Origin of the sequence: Campylobacter sp. BCW_4332, assembly GCF_001763175.1 — a bacterium.
Classification (GTDB): domain Bacteria; phylum Campylobacterota; class Campylobacteria; order Campylobacterales; family Campylobacteraceae; genus Campylobacter_D; species Campylobacter_D jejuni.
In genome coordinates, this window is record NZ_MJYF01000037.1 from 179209 (window position 1) to 195000 (window position 15792).

The 15792-nt window shown below is 29.1% G+C and carries 18 protein-coding genes and 2 pseudogenes; 11 read left to right on the forward strand and 9 right to left on the reverse strand.

Going from position 1 to position 15792, the window contains the following annotated elements; genetic code table 11:
• Window position 1: 1 nt before the first annotated feature.
• Complete coding sequence (gene jlpA / locus AJN64_RS04070; RefSeq protein ID WP_070292725.1) at window positions 2-1120, reverse strand: lipoprotein adhesin JlpA; 1119 nt, start codon at window positions 1118-1120, stop codon at window positions 2-4.
• Between the two features lie 218 nt (window positions 1121-1338).
• On the opposite strand from jlpA, the gene AJN64_RS04075 reads away from it, so the two are divergent.
• Both AJN64_RS04075 and AJN64_RS04080 read left to right on the forward strand, forming a co-directional pair.
• The gene (locus AJN64_RS04075) at window positions 1339-2178 is read left to right on the forward strand and encodes a cysteine ABC transporter substrate-binding protein (protein WP_070292726.1); all 840 of its coding nucleotides are present in this window, start codon (window positions 1339-1341) and stop codon (window positions 2176-2178) included.
• A 40-nt stretch (window positions 2179-2218) separates the two neighbouring features.
• Window positions 2219-3466 carry an MFS transporter gene (locus AJN64_RS04080; protein ID WP_070252668.1) on the forward strand — a complete coding sequence of 416 codons (1248 nt, stop codon included), beginning with the start codon at window positions 2219-2221 and terminating at the stop codon, window positions 3464-3466.
• Here the strand turns inward: AJN64_RS04080 and AJN64_RS04085 are convergent.
• Entirely contained in the window at window positions 3449-4717 is a 1269-nt protein-coding gene (locus AJN64_RS04085) for a M20/M25/M40 family metallo-hydrolase (RefSeq protein WP_070292727.1), read from the reverse strand. The two genes, AJN64_RS04080 and AJN64_RS04085, sit on opposite strands and share 18 nt — an antisense overlap.
• Before the next feature lie 67 nt (window positions 4718-4784).
• Between AJN64_RS04085 and AJN64_RS04090 the strand changes: the two genes are divergently transcribed.
• Both AJN64_RS04090 and AJN64_RS04095 read left to right on the forward strand, forming a co-directional pair.
• Window positions 4785-5312: a thermonuclease family protein gene (locus tag AJN64_RS04090; protein WP_070292728.1), complete on the forward strand. Its 528-nt coding sequence runs from the start codon at window positions 4785-4787 to the stop codon at window positions 5310-5312.
• 8 nt (window positions 5313-5320) lie between these two features.
• Window positions 5321-5494, forward strand: a complete 174-nt coding sequence (locus AJN64_RS04095) for a hypothetical protein (protein ID WP_044779503.1) — start codon at window positions 5321-5323, stop codon at window positions 5492-5494.
• On the opposite strand, the gene AJN64_RS04100 is transcribed toward AJN64_RS04095, so the two are convergent.
• From AJN64_RS04100 to AJN64_RS09740, 4 genes and pseudogenes are all read right to left on the reverse strand, one after another.
• Entirely contained in the window at window positions 5495-6073 is a 579-nt protein-coding gene (locus AJN64_RS04100; RefSeq protein ID WP_002873190.1) for a hypothetical protein, read from the reverse strand.
• A gap of 71 nt (window positions 6074-6144) precedes the next feature.
• Complete coding sequence (cmoB, locus tag AJN64_RS04105) at window positions 6145-7035, reverse strand: tRNA 5-methoxyuridine(34)/uridine 5-oxyacetic acid(34) synthase CmoB (RefSeq protein WP_083271913.1); 891 nt, start codon at window positions 7033-7035, stop codon at window positions 6145-6147.
• 73 nt (window positions 7036-7108) lie between these two features.
• A pseudogene (locus tag AJN64_RS04110) lies at window positions 7109-7578 on the reverse strand (ShlB/FhaC/HecB family hemolysin secretion/activation protein); the annotation flags it as partial.
• Between the two features lie 39 nt (window positions 7579-7617).
• Window positions 7618-8188: pseudogene (locus AJN64_RS09740) on the reverse strand (hypothetical protein); the annotation flags it as partial.
• A 305-nt stretch (window positions 8189-8493) separates the two neighbouring features.
• On the opposite strand from AJN64_RS09740, the gene AJN64_RS04125 reads away from it, so the two are divergent.
• Window positions 8494-8868 carry a YbgC/FadM family acyl-CoA thioesterase gene (locus AJN64_RS04125; RefSeq protein ID WP_002871461.1) on the forward strand — a complete coding sequence of 125 codons (375 nt, stop codon included), beginning with the start codon at window positions 8494-8496 and terminating at the stop codon, window positions 8866-8868.
• On the opposite strand, the gene AJN64_RS04130 is transcribed toward AJN64_RS04125, so the two are convergent.
• From AJN64_RS04130 to AJN64_RS04140, 3 genes are read right to left on the reverse strand one after another with little or no spacing between them, the layout of a single operon-like run.
• Window positions 8860-10050: a hypothetical protein gene (locus tag AJN64_RS04130; RefSeq protein WP_002871462.1), complete on the reverse strand. Its 1191-nt coding sequence runs from the start codon at window positions 10048-10050 to the stop codon at window positions 8860-8862. The genes AJN64_RS04125 and AJN64_RS04130 overlap by 9 nt on opposite strands.
• A complete protein-coding gene (locus tag AJN64_RS09530; RefSeq protein WP_002881669.1) occupies window positions 10047-10655 on the reverse strand; it encodes a uracil-DNA glycosylase family protein in 609 nt (202 codons plus the stop codon). Before AJN64_RS09530 ends, AJN64_RS04130 begins: the two co-directional genes overlap by 4 nt.
• Window positions 10652-11131 carry a GNAT family N-acetyltransferase gene (locus AJN64_RS04140; RefSeq protein WP_002881667.1) on the reverse strand — a complete coding sequence of 160 codons (480 nt, stop codon included), beginning with the start codon at window positions 11129-11131 and terminating at the stop codon, window positions 10652-10654. The genes AJN64_RS09530 and AJN64_RS04140 overlap by 4 nt, the downstream gene beginning before the upstream one ends.
• 130 nt (window positions 11132-11261) lie before the next feature.
• Here AJN64_RS04140 and rpmH point away from each other — a divergent pair, with 130 nt between their 5' ends.
• Genes rpmH through mnmE form a run of 6 tightly spaced genes read left to right on the forward strand, consistent with a single transcriptional unit; the run spans window position 11262 to window position 15783 of the window.
• The gene (rpmH, locus tag AJN64_RS04145; protein ID WP_002776864.1) at window positions 11262-11396 is read left to right on the forward strand and encodes a 50S ribosomal protein L34; all 135 of its coding nucleotides are present in this window, start codon (window positions 11262-11264) and stop codon (window positions 11394-11396) included.
• Complete coding sequence (gene rnpA, locus AJN64_RS04150; protein ID WP_002881666.1) at window positions 11393-11719, forward strand: ribonuclease P protein component; 327 nt, start codon at window positions 11393-11395, stop codon at window positions 11717-11719. Before rpmH ends, rnpA begins: the two co-directional genes overlap by 4 nt.
• Window positions 11716-12057 carry a membrane protein insertion efficiency factor YidD gene (gene yidD / locus AJN64_RS04155; RefSeq protein ID WP_002861708.1) on the forward strand — a complete coding sequence of 114 codons (342 nt, stop codon included), beginning with the start codon at window positions 11716-11718 and terminating at the stop codon, window positions 12055-12057. Before rnpA ends, yidD begins: the two co-directional genes overlap by 4 nt.
• On the forward strand, window positions 12054-13640 hold the full coding sequence (gene yidC / locus AJN64_RS04160; protein ID WP_070247938.1) for a membrane protein insertase YidC: 1587 nt from the start codon (window positions 12054-12056) through the stop codon (window positions 13638-13640). The genes yidD and yidC overlap by 4 nt, the downstream gene beginning before the upstream one ends.
• Window positions 13641-13643: 3 nt before the next feature.
• Window positions 13644-14462: a Jag N-terminal domain-containing protein gene (locus tag AJN64_RS04165; RefSeq protein ID WP_070284797.1), complete on the forward strand. Its 819-nt coding sequence runs from the start codon at window positions 13644-13646 to the stop codon at window positions 14460-14462.
• Window positions 14455-15783 carry a tRNA uridine-5-carboxymethylaminomethyl(34) synthesis GTPase MnmE gene (mnmE, locus tag AJN64_RS04170; protein WP_002881663.1) on the forward strand — a complete coding sequence of 443 codons (1329 nt, stop codon included), beginning with the start codon at window positions 14455-14457 and terminating at the stop codon, window positions 15781-15783. The genes AJN64_RS04165 and mnmE overlap by 8 nt, the downstream gene beginning before the upstream one ends.
• Window positions 15784-15792: the final 9 nt, after the last annotated feature.

The following is a 15792-nucleotide window of genomic DNA, read 5'->3' on the forward strand; positions in this document are numbered from 1 at the left end:
ATTAAAATGACGCTCCGCCCATTAACATAGAAAACATGATAAATGGAAGTATAATTTTTAACGCTTCTGTGGCGTCTTGATTATTGATGCTTAGTTTTTCTATGCTGTCGATTCCTTGTGTGCTATAGTCACTAACAGGGATGTTTTTAAATTTTAAATCAAGATTGAGTTTATAATCATCATTTTGAGTGATATTGTTTAAAATAGCTAAAGCTTTATCAAAGATTAATGCTTGTTCTTCATTTTGACTTTGAGCTTTTAAGGTTTGTAAATTTTCCTTAGCAGTTGCTATATAGCTACTAAATACGCCTTCGGTTTTAAGAATTGAATCAATTTTAAAATTATTTAAGATGATGTATTTTTGGATTGTATTGCTAAAATCTGAAGCTTGTTCGTAGTTTGCTATATTAAGAAGTTCATTGATAGCTTGTTCATCCATAGCTAAAGTTTGAGTGTTAAATTTTATACCCTTAGAATCAAGGTAATTAAGTAGATCTTCTTTTAGATTTATATTTAGATTTGTATTGAAATTTAATTTTGCGTTATAAAATTTTATATTAAGATTATCTAGATAATTGTTTTCTTGTTTGTTTATGGAGTTATCAAATGATAAAGTATAAGAATCCGAGCTTAATTTATTGATAAAAGAGCTGATTTTTGGATCTTGTTGAAATAAGCTTGCATTGATGTCACTAACAACTTTTTCTCCAAGTTTAAAATCTTCAAAAACCAAATTTGATTGTATGCTTTTTTGGTTTTTAAAAAGATCGTTGTAATATTCTTTAATGTTAATTGATGTATTTGCTTCGCCTTTGTAAATTTCATTTGAGCGAATTTTGATATTTTTTGCTTGAAATAGTTCTTGATACTCATCGTTGTTATCTTTTGCAAGAGTTTTGAAATTTGAACTTAAACACGCTATAAAATCACCATCTGCATTGCATTTAAAATCAGAAAATTCAATCTTTATTCCAGAATCCTGAGAAAGGTTTGCAATTTCTTGTTTAACTGTTTGATTTAGTTGATTTTCATATTTTTTAACTGTTTTTTCATCTATGGAATTTCCGCAAGCTGAAAACAAAACAGCTATTCCAATAGAGAGAAAAATACCTTTTTTCATAGTTTTCTCCTTAAAAATTTTAAAACAAAGATTATATCTTTTTTTACTTAAAATTTAAACAATGCTAAAAGAGAGTGTGAGATTAATTACATTTTTACACATAGGAAAATCTTTTTAGTTTGTTTCAAATGCATTATTTATAATTTTAAGTATAATTAACTTTGCAATTATTATATATTTTGCAATAGCTTTAAGCTTATTTTAAAGAAAGGAAATGTATGAAAAAAATACTTCTAAGTGTTTTAACGGCCTTTGTTGTAGTAGTATTGGCTGCTTGTGGAGGAAATTCTGACTCTAAAACTTTAAATTCTCTTGATAAGATCAAGCAAAATGGAGTTATTAGGATTGGGGTATTTGGCGATAAACCACCTTTTGGTTATGTGGATGAAAAAGGAAACAATCAAGGCTATGATATAGCTTTAGCTAAACGCATAGCAAAAGAACTTTTTGGCGATGAAAATAAGGTGCAATTTGTTCTTGTTGAAGCTGCAAATAGGGTTGAGTTTTTAAAATCAAATAAAGTAGATATTATTTTGGCTAATTTTACTCAAACTCCAGAAAGAGCCGAGCAGGTTGATTTTTGCTTGCCTTATATGAAGGTAGCTTTAGGCGTAGCTGTACCAAGGGATAGTAATATAACTAGCGTAGAAGATTTAAAAGATAAAACCTTGCTTTTAAACAAAGGCACAACAGCAGATGCGTATTTTACGCAAAATTATCCTAATATTAAAACTTTAAAATACGATCAAAATACCGAAACTTTTGCCGCTTTGATGGATAAAAGAGGCGATGCTTTAAGTCATGATAATACCTTGCTTTTTGCTTGGATGAAAGATCATCCTGATTTTAAAATGGCTATCAAAGAGTTAGGCAACAAAGATGTTATCGCACCAGCAGTTAAAAAAGGCGATAAAGAACTTAAAGAATTTATCGATAATTTGATCATTAAACTAGGCCAAGAGCAGTTTTTTCACAAGGCTTATGATGAAACTTTAAAAGCTCATTTTGGAGATGATGTTAAGGCTGATGATGTAGTGATTAAAGGTGGAAAAATTTAACAAAGGGCTTTTTGCCCTTTATATTGATTTAGGATAAAATATGCAAAAAAAATACAAAAATATTATTTATGCTTCTTTGGGTGGAATTTTGGAATTTTATGATTTTGTGCTTTTTGCCTTTTTTTTGGATATTTTTGCTAAGGTATTCTTTCCGCAAAATGATGCTTTTTGGATGCAGATAAATGCTTATATAGCCTTTGGTGCTGCTTATTTAGCGCGTCCTTTTGGTTCTATTGTGATGGCACATTTTGCTGATAGATATGGAAGAAAGAATATTTTTTATATTTCTATGCTTTTGATGGTTTTGCCTAGTTTTGCTTTAGCTTTTTTGCCAAGTTATGAAAGTATAGGTATATTTGCTACTTTGATTTTATTTACTATTCGTATTTTGCAAGGTTTAGCCGTTGGAACTGAGGTGAGTGGAGCTTGGATTTATGTGAGCGAATTTGTCAAAGGACGTCAAATTCCTTTAGCTCTTGGTTTTATTTCAGCGACTTTAACCATAGGTTTATTGCTAGGAAATATTGCCACTTTAGGCATAAGATCTTATTTTACCCCAGAAGAAGTTCAAAGCTATGCTTGGAGAATTCCTTTTATCATAGGAGGATTTTTTGGAATTTTAGCTTTGTTTTTAAGAAATAAACTCAGCGAAACTCCAGAATTTGTAAAAGTTCAAAATGAAAAGAAAATTTTAAGTTTTCCATTGTTTGAAGCTTTAAAAACTCATAAAATGAGTATGCTTGTTTGTTTTTTAATGACCATGGTTTTAACAAGCGGTGTGGCAACTTTGATGATTTTGCCTAAGTATTTTGAAAGTCTTTTAGCTATGAGTAAAACTTCTGCTTTATGGGTACAAAATTTTGCTATTTTAGCGGTGATTTTTGGAGCTTTATTTCAAGGTTTTTTAGCAAGCAAATGGGGAAGCTATAGGATTTGTTCTATTTTTAGTATAGCTTTTATTATCTTTGGTATGCTTTTTAGTTTTTATGATGAGAATTTTTTATTTTATTTTTTACTGGCTTGTTTTACACAAGGTATTATCACTTTCGCACCTGTTTTTATGACACAAATTTTTAAAAGCGAACTTAAATTTAGTGGGCTTAGTTTTGCTTATAATATTTCTTATGCGATTTTAGGTTTTTTAACCCCTTTTGTAGTTAATGCTTTTTATAAAGAGTATTTAGGTATTTATCTTGCTATAGTCGGATCTTGCTCCTTATTTTGCGTGTTTTTGTTAAAACGCGTTTTTGCAAGAAGCAAGATTAAAGAATTAAGCATTGTCTTTTAAAACTTCAAAAACAACCTTAGATATTTTTTCAACTGAAGCGATTTCGCAATGCTCATCAGTTGAATGAGGATTATGGATATTTGGACCTATAGAAGCGCATAAAAGCTCTTGTTTTTTCTCTATAATGCCACACTCAAGCCCTGCATGGATAGCTGAAACTTTGACATTAGGCGATACTTTTTTAAGCGCTTTAAAAACCATGTCGCTAAGTGCGTTTGGTTTGCCTTCCCAAGGTGGATAGAAATTAAAACTTCTTACTTTAAAATCAAAAGCCTTGAAAAATTCTAAAGTTTCAAATTCTACTTGCTTAAGTCCATCAAGTATATTAGATCTTGCAAAAAGTGCGAATTTGATTTGTTTATCTTGCATTCTTAAAGTAGCTAGGTTAATGCTTGTTTGAACTATACCTAGATTTTCATCATAAGCTCTAACTCCATGAGTAAAAGAATTTATAAGGCTTAAAAGTTTGTTACTTTGATCGCAAATTTCAAATTCGCCTTCTTCTTTAAAATCGCATTTTATCCAGTTATTGCTCTTTACTTCATTTTTAAAATGCACTAAAGCTTTGGCGTGTTTAGGTATAGAATTGATTCTTTCTCCACCTTCAAAAGAAATGATTTCTCCTTTATTTTCTTGTATAAATTTAGCCATTTCTTTGATGGAGCTTTTTTCGTTGCGTACGATATTTATGCCTGAGTGTCCACCTTTAAAATTTTGCGCGCAAAGCTCATAAATTTTACCCTTTTTTCTAAGGGTATTAAAAGGCAAGCTAGCTTCTATATCTACTCCACCTGCACAGCCTATCATGATCTCATCATCGCTTTCATGATCTAAATTTAAAAGCATTTTAGATTCTAAAGTGTGCTCGAGTGAATTCACTCCCATGAGTCCTACTTCTTCATCGTTTGTAAAAAGACACTCTAAATTTTCAAATTCAGCCATAGCACTCATCATGATGGCTATACCTATACCATTATCCGCGCCAAGACTTGAATTTTTGGCTCTTAAAAAGCCATTTTCTTCATAAACTTCTAAGTTTGGTGCATCGCCCATACAGACCATATCATAATGGCTTTGTAAGCAAATTTTTGGTTTGCCTTTTATGGCACGGATATTTCCTGCTTTATCTACACTCACTTTAAAGCCTTTATCTTTAGCATAAGAGCTTAAAAATTCTTTCATTTGTTCTGTTTCATAACTGCAATGAGGAATTTTACATAATTGTTTAAAATTTTCTATAACATTTTGCATTTTATCTCCTTTGTTTTGATAAAATTATGGCATATTTTTTAAAATTTAAAGGCAAAATGATTAAAAAATGAGAATAAATTATAAAAAATTATTTAATTTAAGAAAATTACTAAGTGATCCAAAAAAACTTTTTTCTGTATTAATTTTTACTCTTGTAGTTGTTTTTATCCAGAATTATATTGCCCAAAATTCTAGTTTTGAAGGAAAAGTAGTTAGAATTATTGATGGAGATACTATAGAAGTTAATCATGAAAACAAACTCGCTAGAATAAGATTTTTTGGTATAGATGCACCAGAATTTAAACAAAGTTTTGGAAAGCAGTCAAAAGAAGCTTTAAGTAGAATTTTAAGCGGTAAACAAGTTGAAATTATTTATAAAAATAAAGATACTTATGGTAGAATTGTTGCCATTGTAAAGCTTAATAATGTTGATATTAATCAATTTTTAGTAAGCAAAGGCTATGCTTGGGCTGATACTTACTATAGTAATGCTTATATTAAAGAACAAGAAAATGCTAAGAAAAATCATTTAGGTCTTTGGAAAGAGGGTAATCCTATAGAGCCTTATAAATGGAGAAAACACAATAAATTCTAAGGAAAAACATGAAAAAATATACTTTAATGATACTATTAGTTTTAGGAATTTCTGGATGTTTTGTAAATGAAAGAGGAATTTCAAATCGTTTTTATGATGATTGCAAAGAATATTATGATGGAAGTGGAACTTATCATAAGGATTGCCCAAAGAATTGGGTGGATATTAAAATGACTCCTTGATTATTTTCCACCCACAGAGGCCATTAATGCAGCTGCTACGGCTTCTGGATTGTTGATTTTGGCACCTTGTTCTTGATTTTCTGTAGGTTTAACAGTATTAAGTGGCGGACGCTTGAGTTTAAATATATGCTCATCAGTGCTAACAACTTGTATCGTTCCTTCAAACATTTTAATTTCTTTAACATGCCCGACCACTTTTACATCTCTTTTTTTGGAGGTTTCGTCAAAAAGTGCATGAGCTTCAAGTTCTAAAACATCGCCTAATTTAAGCGGAGCATAAAAAAAACATTTTGATCCAATAATCACTGAAAATTCTTTATTGATAGAGGCTTGTGCTACATAGTTTGCCGCAGCGAAAATAAAGGCATCAAAAATCAATCCTTGATCATCTGCTACCATTTCGCTTGTGGTTATTAAAATTGATTTGGCATAGTTTTTATCAATTTCTATAATGGTTCCAGCAAGCGAAGTGTTTAATTCAGGACAAGTGAGTAATTCTGCTCTAACACGAGATATATCTTCTGCAGATGCGTATTCTTCAAGTTGTGCATATTCTTCAAAATTATCTTTTTTTGCCATATCTAACCTTTAAATTCTACTTATCTACTTCAAAATATCTAAAGCCTAGATCGACAAAAAGCAAAAAGAATTTATATCCCAATACGCACATAAACTCTTTTGGGTGCTTCATAGCCTTCAATGGTAAGATTTTTATCCTTTGGATCTAAGAAATTTTCCAGCGAAAAAGAGTCTATCCATTCTGTTTTTCTTTGTTCGTTTTCATCGGTTTTTTTTGTAGCCAAAACTTCAAATTCTATAAATCCTGCTCTTTCACACCAGTTTTTTAATGCACTAATGCTTGGTACAAAATAAATATTTGGAATTTTAGAATAAGTTTTATTAGGCACAAGAGCGATTTCTCTCTCATCTTCTATATACATGGTATCTAAAAAAACAACTCCATTTTTATTAAGTCCTGCTTTTAAATCTTTTAGCATTTTTATAGGATCACTTCTATGATAAATCACCCCAAGACAGAAAATCACATCAAATTTCAAGCCATAGCTTGGAAGATCTTCTACGCCTAAAAGTTCGTATTCTATAGGAGTTTTAGCTAAAGCGTTAATGAGTTCAAATTGCAAACGGTATTTGATAGAAGGATCAAAACCTATGAGTTTTGCAGGATTAAATTCAAGCATTTTAAACATATAATAACCATTATTACAGCCTATATCAGCAACGCATTTTTGAGAAATTTCGTTCATAAAAGGCTTTAAAATATTAAATTTAATAAAACTTTGCCATTCTGTATCGATGAAAAGATCGTCTATTTTAAAAGGACCTTTTCTCCATGGTTTAAGTTCTTTTGTTATAGCTAGGATTTCATCTTTGGCTTGAGAATTTGTAGATAAATTTACACTATCATCTAAAGAAAAATTACAAGCAAGATTGAGAGCTTTAAGTTCTTGAATTTTAGCGTATAAAGGGTGATTTAGAAATTGTTTTTTGAGTAAATTTTCTTGCATTTTTATCCTTGACATTTGCTTTTAATGCTAAATTATAACATTAAAAGCTTTTATGGCAATATAAATCTCATATGTATTAAATATTTGATCAAAAATAAATTTTTAAAAACTCAAAATACTTCCCAAAACTCACATAAGCTTTAGAACTATAATCATCATTTTTATAAAGCTTTAGCTAAATCAAGCTTAACATAAAAATTTCCTGTTTTATTATAAAGCAGTTGCAAATCATAGGCATCCATATAGTTTGTTTCACTTACTCTATATAGTTTAGAAACATTCTCACACCAAGAATAACCTATATCATAAAAAGGAGTGATATAAAAATCTTTCAAAGGAGTAGTCATTCTAAGTCCAAAGCTAGCTACTACAGCATTATCTCTATCTTCATTATTATAAACCCTTACTCCATAAGGACCTACTAAAGATATAGTTTTACTATTATCTAGTATAAATAGATTCATTAATAACTTGTTGATAATTTAAGCTAAAAAGATGAGTAAAGGTATCATTAAAGAAATAAGTATTGTTAAGATTGACATTAAGTTTAGCAAATTTTCAAATTCTACTCCATCTACTTTGCTTGTTTCTATACCTCATTAAGAAATTCATGCGTTGATTGCTTTTAGAACTGCTAAGATTTTTATATGAGTATCTTTAGGTTTAAGATAAAAAACTGAACTAAGTTCTCCTTGTTCTAATATAAGTTTATTATAACTTGCATTAGCATAATCGGTTTTTGCTATGATTAAAAAAGGAAGTGCTCTAACTGTTTTTATTACTATGATTAGCTGTATTGACACTATTAAAAGAAAGAACTTTATCTTCTCTCATATCAGAAGCAAGTAAATAATGTTTAAAATTTAAATCGTTTATATTTATAATATTTACTTTAGTATTGTTATAAATTAAAGTAATATTGTTAATATCATGTTTAGAACTCTTAGAATAATAATTTATACCTTGGGGGTTTTTATAAGTAGAATTGGTTTTATCATAAAGTTTGTTATCATTAAAATAATACTCTGGAATATTGAAATTTCGATTGTCTGTAGTATTTGCTTGAGTGACTAAAAGCATTGATGCTTAAGAAGGTAACAATAGAAAGTTTAAAACAAAATTTCTCTACACCCCTCCCCGTGAAGTTAAAAAGCTTAATGGCTGGCATAGATATCCTTAAATATTGATTATTATATTTTAACTATTTAACAATATCTGTAAATATTATCAAAAGAAAGCGTAATTATAATATTCTTAAGTATATTAATTATAAATAAAATATTTAAATAATATTAATAATAAAAAAGTTATTTTTTAATTTTATTTTTTATAATATATATTTAATATTATTAAAAAGCTTTATTAAATTAATATTGGACGGAATTTTTAATATAAGCTAAAAAGCGATATCAAAGAATTTCCGTTGTATAATCTAATGTTTTTTAAATGTAAAATATTTTTTAAGGTAAAGCGATGAAAATGCGTGTGTATTATGAAGATACTGATGCGGGTGGAGTGGTGTATCATAGTAATTATTTAAAATTTTGTGAGAGAGCAAGAAGTGAAATTTTTTTCAATAAAAAAGTAGATATTTTTGATGCGTCTAAGGGACATTTTTTGCTTGCAAAAGCAAATTGCAATTTCTTAAAACCTGCAAAACTTGGAGATATAATAGAGATTAAAACAAAAATTTTAGAAGTCAAAAATGCTTCTGTGGAAATTTCACAAGAAATTTATAAAGATGAAATTTTGCTTTTTAAAATGGAATTAACTTTAGCTTTTATTAAAAACGAAAAACCAGCTAGAATGGATATGCAGTTAAAAAAGCTCTTTGAAGAATTATTTTAATTCTTCAAAGCTTGCTTGTTTGCCTTGCATAAGACGCACTTTGTAATCAACTTGAGAATTTTTGATTTTCTCATCAAATAAACTTTCACTTTTTTTATTTAAGAATTCGGTATAAAAGTAATCAACTCCTATACTAGTGGCATAAGCAATCCAGTTATAATCTATACTTTGATTAAAAATTTCATTAAGATAGACTAAGTTATCATCGTGGTTATTGATAGAATTAGCAATGATGAAATTTTCTCTATCTCCTTGTTGTGTTAAACTTAAAAATGTTGGATTATAGTTGATTTGAGTGGATAAAAGCACATAAGGATGAATGTTATAAATTCTTAGTTGAGAACTTGCTAGAGCTGTTTTGATCAATGGAGTGTTAAAAAATATTGAGGCATTATTAACTCCGCCTTGTGATCTTAAAAGTCTGCTAAAATCAAGCTTCTCGCCTTCTATGGTATATATTCTAGCATTATTATTTTGAGCAAGAATTCTTGAATTTAGATTGCTTGATAAGGCAGAGCCATCGCTAAATATTGCGATATTAGCATTTGATTTGCTTAAAAGTGTGGCAATTTGAGCATCATAGTCAATACTTCCAAAAATAATATTTTGATTTGAAAATTGTATGTTGTTTTTATGGATGGTCGGTATAAAAATTTTCATATTTCCTGAGTAATTTTTCAACTCATTGGCACCTTTTAGAGTAAATCCAGCTATGGCATACTGATATCCTTGAGCTTGTGCTGCATCAAGCGCGGCTCGAATTTTATCACTATCTTCTGTGCCAGTTAAAAAAACTTTTACTTTGATTTCAGCTCTTTGTCTTAAAAGATAGGCTATGCTTGAATTTATTATAGTATTTGAGTAGCTTTTTATGGTTTTTTCTGGGATAATTATCGCAAGTTTAACAGAAGTAATTTTTTGAACATTTTTTTCAAAATCAGTAATGGAATTTAATAATTTTGCATAAACATTAGATAAAAATTGATCGTTTTGGTCTGCAAATTCACTTAAAAAACTGAGATACAATCTTGATTCTAAAAGATCAAAAAGACAATTTGTGTTGCATTCTTGAACGCTTAATTTAGGATAAAAATTTTCAACAGGTTTTACATCGACTAATTTTTGCTCTTTTGCATTAAGCAAAAAGCAAGATAAGAAAAATATTAAAAATATTTTTTTCATAAAAATCCTTTAATTTTTTTTAAATCTTGTATGAAATTTTTTTCATAACTTGGATTTTTTTCTATAAAATCTAAATCATAACTTGGCATTATGAAAAAATTTTTATAAGCAAAAACTTCACCTTTTAAAATGTGATAATCTTTAAATCCCAAGCTTTTAAATGTGTATTCTCCTAGACAAAGCAAAAAAGCAGGTTGAATCAGTTTTAGTTCGTTCCAGAAAAATGGTAAGCAAGATTGTAGCGAAAAATCATCAAATTTTCCATTACAAAAACATTTAAATAAATAAGAAAAATAAAAATCTTCATCGCAAAGCCCTAAAATTTGATAAATATAGTGTTTTAATTTTTTACCTTTTTTTGAATTAAGTAAAATTCCGCTTTCATTTTCACTCTTTTGCCCAAAAACATCAAGAATTAGCAATTTGGCATTTTTTATCTTAGGCTCCATAAGACTAAATTTTCTTGTTTTGGAAAATTGGCATAAGGTGCAAGATGAAACAAGTTGTTTTAATTCTTGAAAATTTTGTACTTGTTCAAAGTGGTTTGTATGTGTATCAACAAAGTTAAATCCCATAGCTTTTAAATAATAAAGACTTCTTATCATAAATCACACAATTTTTCTAAATTTTCTCCACTTAGACGATAATTTCTCCATTGTTTAAGATGTTTAGCGTTTAAACTTTCATAAAAATTAATACCTAAAATATTATCATTTAAGCAAACCCAGTCGAGTCTTTTTAAATTTTCTTTTTTGCAAATTTCTCCTAAAAATTTAAAAACAGCTTTTCCATAACCTTTTTTACGAAAATCTTCTCGTATATAAATATCTTCAAGATAAATTCCACCGCTACCCCAAAAAGATGAAAAAGTATAAAAATAAATCATATAGCCTATAGTTTTTTCATTTTCTTTTAACAAAAAAGCACGAGCAAATTTATTTTTTAGTAAAGAATGTTTTAGTTTTTCTTTCGTGCATTGAAGAAAATCTAACATATCTTCGTATTTTGCAAATTCTATGATCATTTCTTGTAAAATATCTAAATCTTCTTGTCTTAAATCAATAATTTTAAATTCTGACATTTTTAACCTTTTAAAAATAATTTCAAAATTTATCAAAAGAATTTAAAAATTACTCTTAATCAAAAGCAATTTATAAGTAAGATTAAGATAAAATACAAGTTTATTTTATAATTTTTTAAGGAAAAATCAAATGAAAAGAACTTATCAGCCGCATGGCACTCCAAGAAAACGCACTCATGGTTTCCGTGTTCGTATGAAAACTAAAAATGGTCGCAAGGTGATCAATGCAAGACGCGCTAAAGGTAGAAAAAGACTTGCTGTGTGAAAAATTTTGATAAATTTAGCACAAACAAGGAATTTTCATCTGTATATAAAGTAGGTAAAAAATGGCATTGCGAAGGTGTGATCATTTTTTATCTGAATAGTTATGAAAAAAAAATAGCAGTTGTTGCTAGTAAAAAAGTTGGAAAAGCAGTGGTTAGAAATCGTTCAAAACGAATTTTAAGGGCTTTGTTTGCTAAGTTTGAAAGATATCTTCAAGATGGCAAATATATTTTTGTAGCTAAAAATGAAATCACTGAACTTTCTTTTTCTAGGTTAGAAAAAAATCTAAAATGGGGATTGAAAAAACTAGAATGTTTCAAATGATATGCCTAAAAATACTCCGTTTTTATCAGAAATTCTTAAGCCCTTTAAAACCCGCTGCTTGTAGGTATTATCCTAATTGTTCTGAGTATGCACTTTGGCAGTTTCAAAAAAAGAATTTTTTTCTAGCTTTTTTTTCTACTTTTTTTAGAATTTTAAGATGTAACCCTTTTTTTAAAGGGGGATTTGATTATCCTAGAGTTTCTAAAAATTTTTATCCTATGAATTTATGTTTTAAGCCTATATTTTTAGCAAAAAAACAACTTTGTTTTTTATACATACCTTATAAAAATAAAAGTTTTTATCTTATAAAAATCATCTTTAAAAGGACAAATCAGTGAATAATTCAAATAATATTTTTCAGCAAAAGCGTATACTTTTGGCTGTTGTGATTTCTTTTTTATTTTTTGTTGTTTATGATTATTTTTTCATTCCAAAGCAACCTTTAAAAATAGAACAAAACATTACACAACAAAATCAACAAAACACAAGCATAAATAACACTCCTAATATACAAAATACCACCACAAATACTCCAAGTGCGGCTTTAGTTTCGCAAGATAGTGTGATATCTAAGGTTCAAAGCAAACATTTTGAAGCACAAATTGACTCTTTTGGTAGAATTTCTGCTTTTTATTTAAAAGATAAAAAATACCAAAATGAGAAAGGGGAATTTATAAATCTTGTTAGCAAGGAAAATAGTCCTTATCCTTTAGAAATGCGTTTTAGTGATCCAAGTATTAACTCAGAGGCTTTTAAATTTCCTTATATTGCTAACTCTAGCAATCTTTTTGTTGATGAAAATGGAAGTCAAGTTTTAAAACTCACTCAAAATCTTTCCGGATTGAAAATCGAAAAAGATATTACTTTTTATCCAAAAGGAAATTATGAGATAGAAGTTAAACTCAGCAAAAATGCAAATTATTTTATAAGTCCAGGATATCGTCCAAATATTGCCGTAGATAGTTATACGGTTCATGGTGCTTTGGTAATGGATAATAAAGAAACCATCGAAACTTATAAAGATGGAGATGTAGAGAAGGATGAAAGTGCTAATAATGTCGTAATGACTTCGGCTTTTGATAGATACTATGCAACTTTCTTTTATAATTTTGATAAACCTTTAAATGTGGCAATCAGCAAGGATGCTAATAAAAACCCTATAGTTTTTGCTTATAGTGATAATGAATTTAAAGCAGGGGGTTATATAGGTTCTAAAGAACATGTGATTTTAAGAAGTATAGATCCACGCCTTGAAGCAGTTGTTGAATATGGTTGGTTTACTTTTATTGCTAAGCCTATGTTTGAGTTTTTGAATTTCTTACATCAGTATATAGGAAATTGGGGTTGGGCTATCGTTGCGATGACTTTAATTGTGCGTATTATTTTATTCCCACTAACTTATAAATCTATGATTTCTATGAATAAACTTAAAGATCTTGCTCCTAAAATGAAAGATATTAGAGAGCGTTATAAAGGCGATCCACAAAAAATGAATATGCACATGATGGAGCTTTATAAAAAACATGGTGCAAATCCTATGAGTGGTTGTTTGCCTATACTTTTACAAATTCCTATTTTCTTTGCTATTTATCGCGTTTTGCTTAATGCTATTGAGCTAAAAGCAGCTCCTTGGGCGTTTTGGATACATGATTTATCGGTAATGGATCCTTATTTTATTTTGCCTATTTTAATGGGTGCAACGATGTTTTTACAACAACTTATCACACCTATGACTATACAAGATCCTATGCAAGCTAAGATTATGAAATTTTTACCAGTGATTTTTACTTTTTTCTTTATCACTTTCCCAGCAGGACTTACGCTTTATTGGTTTGCAAATAACCTTTGTTCTTTGGTTCAACAATGGGTTATCAATAAAATATTTGCTAAAGAACATCACAAAAAAACAAGTGGAGCATGAAAAATGAAAATCGAAGCCATTGATCTTCAAAGTGCCTTAACAGAAGCTTCAAGAAGTTTAGAATGTTCTGTGATGGACTTAGAATATGAGATTATTCAGCATCCAAGAAAAGGTTTTTTTGGATTTGGAAGAAAAAAGGCAATTATAGAGGCTAAAGCAAAAAAAAGGATTTTGAAAAAAAATCCTAAAAAAGAATTTACAAGTTCAAAAAATCACAAACCAGAAACACATGAGCCAAAACAAGAAAACAAGATTGAAATAAAAAATGAAAAAAATAAAAATCAAAAAGAAAAATACACAGTAAAAAGTGATGAAATTTTTGATAGTTTTCATCGAGAAAGCAAAGGAGTGCGTAATACTCAGGATATTTTAGATGAGATTCGTATTCAGCTTGTAAAACTTTTAGAAAGCTCCCAGTTTAAAATAGAGCTTAGTGAACTTAGAATGTATGATGAAGATTGTGTTTTGATTCGATTGGATGGGGAAGATGCTGCTTTGATGATAGGCAAAGAAGCACATCGTTATAAGGCTATTTCTTATCTTTTGCACAATTGGATCAATTTAAAATATAATCTTTTAGTGCGCCTTGAGATCGCTCAATTTTTAGAAAATCAAATTCAAGGTATGCAGCTTTATTTACAAAGCGTGATTGAAAAAATTAAAATTCATGGACGCGGACAAACCAAACCTTTAGATGGGGTTTTGATAAAAATCGCTTTAGAGCAGTTAAGAGCTGAATTTCCAGATAAGTATGTAGGAATTAAGCAAAATAATGATCAAAGATTTGTTGTAATAAACGACTTTTTCAAAAAAGATGAGTGATACTATAGCGGCTATTGCCACAGCTCATGGCGTGGGTTCGATTTCTATTGTAAGATTAAGCGGTGAAAGAGCTTTAGAATTTGCCTTAAAGCTTAGCCACAAAACCAAACTCACCCCCCGCCATGCTACTTTTACAAAACTTTTTAATCAAAACAATGAAATCATCGATGAAGCTATAATGATATATTTTAAAGCTCCTTATAGTTTTACAGGTGAAGATATAGTAGAGTTTCAAACTCATGGAGGATTTAGTGTGAGTGAAGTTTTACTCGAAGAACTTGTGAGTTTAGGGGCAAGACTTGCTTTAGCGGGAGAATTTAGCAAAAGAGCGTGTTTAAATGGCAAAATGACTCCTTTAAAAGCCTTAAATATACAAGATCTCATACTTTCAAAATCTGCGCTTGCAGCTAAAATTATAGCACGCAACATGCAGGGAAATCTAGGAGAACTTTTAGAAAAAATTCGCACAGATTTGGTTAAAACTTTAGCTTTTGTAGAAACTAGTATTGATTATGCTGATGATGATTTACCTTCTGATTTATTACAACAAATTTCTACTATGTGTGAAGAAAATTCTAAAATTTTAAAAGAAGTTTATACACTTTCTCAAAGCAGAAAAGGACTTATAGAAGGTTTTAAAATCGCTATTGTAGGTAAGCCAAATGTAGGCAAATCCTCGCTTTTAAATGCCTTGCTTTCTTATGAAAGAGCTATTGTTTCAGATATAGCGGGAACTACTCGTGATACTATAGAAGAGAGCTTTAAACTAGGAACGCATTTATTGCGCATTATAGATACAGCGGGTATTAGAGAAAGTAAAGATGCTATAGAACAAATCGGCGTAGCTTTAAGTAAAAAAAGTTTAGAAGATGCAGATATTATTTTGGCAGTCTTTGATGCTTCAAGAGTGCAAGATAAAGAAGATGAGAAAATTTTTGACTTATTAGCAAATACTGATAAAAAAATCTTTTGGATTTTAAATAAAAGTGATTTAGAAAATGTTTTCAAAAATACTCAAAATAAAAATTTTATCAAGCTTAGTGCTCAAAAAGACATCGCTTTGTTAAAAGAAGAATTGCAAAATTATCTTAATTCTTTTGATAGCGAAGGTATTATGGTAAGTTCTTTAGATCTTATTAATGCTTGTAAAATTTCAAGCGAAGCGATTTTTAGAGCTAAAGGACTTTTAGAGGAAAGTTCTTTAGAACTTTTTGCTTTTGAACTTAATTTAGCTATTAATGAACTTGCAAGATTTACTAAAGATTTTCAAAGAGATGAAATTTTAGACGAAATGTTTGGTAATTTTTGTTTAGGAAAATGAAAGGATAGA

Bases quoted from the DNA above. Each gene is read 5' to 3' on its own strand.
- jlpA (WP_070292725.1), bottom strand. From the start codon at position 1,120: ATGAAAAAAGGTATTTTTCTCTCTATTGGAATAGCTGTTTTGTTTTCA.
- AJN64_RS04075 (WP_070292726.1), top strand. From the start codon at position 1,339: ATGAAAAAAATACTTCTAAGTGTTTTAACGGCCTTTGTTGTAGTAGTA.
- AJN64_RS04080 (WP_070252668.1), top strand. From the start codon at position 2,219: ATGCAAAAAAAATACAAAAATATTATTTATGCTTCTTTGGGTGGAATT.
- AJN64_RS04085 (WP_070292727.1), bottom strand. From the start codon at position 4,717: ATGCAAAATGTTATAGAAAATTTTAAACAATTATGTAAAATTCCTCAT.
- AJN64_RS04090 (WP_070292728.1), top strand. From the start codon at position 4,785: ATGAGAATAAATTATAAAAAATTATTTAATTTAAGAAAATTACTAAGT.
- AJN64_RS04095 (WP_044779503.1), top strand. From the start codon at position 5,321: ATGAAAAAATATACTTTAATGATACTATTAGTTTTAGGAATTTCTGGA.
- AJN64_RS04100 (WP_002873190.1), bottom strand. From the start codon at position 6,073: ATGGCAAAAAAAGATAATTTTGAAGAATATGCACAACTTGAAGAATAC.
- cmoB (WP_083271913.1), bottom strand. From the start codon at position 7,035: ATGTCAAGGATAAAAATGCAAGAAAATTTACTCAAAAAACAATTTCTA.
- AJN64_RS04125 (WP_002871461.1), top strand. From the start codon at position 8,494: ATGAAAATGCGTGTGTATTATGAAGATACTGATGCGGGTGGAGTGGTG.
- AJN64_RS04130 (WP_002871462.1), bottom strand. From the start codon at position 10,050: ATGAAAAAAATATTTTTAATATTTTTCTTATCTTGCTTTTTGCTTAAT.
- AJN64_RS09530 (WP_002881669.1), bottom strand. From the start codon at position 10,655: ATGATAAGAAGTCTTTATTATTTAAAAGCTATGGGATTTAACTTTGTT.
- AJN64_RS04140 (WP_002881667.1), bottom strand. From the start codon at position 11,131: ATGTCAGAATTTAAAATTATTGATTTAAGACAAGAAGATTTAGATATT.
- rpmH (WP_002776864.1), top strand. From the start codon at position 11,262: ATGAAAAGAACTTATCAGCCGCATGGCACTCCAAGAAAACGCACTCAT.
- yidD (WP_002861708.1), top strand. From the start codon at position 11,716: ATGATATGCCTAAAAATACTCCGTTTTTATCAGAAATTCTTAAGCCCT.
- AJN64_RS04165 (WP_070284797.1), top strand. From the start codon at position 13,644: ATGAAAATCGAAGCCATTGATCTTCAAAGTGCCTTAACAGAAGCTTCA.
- mnmE (WP_002881663.1), top strand. From the start codon at position 14,455: ATGAGTGATACTATAGCGGCTATTGCCACAGCTCATGGCGTGGGTTCG.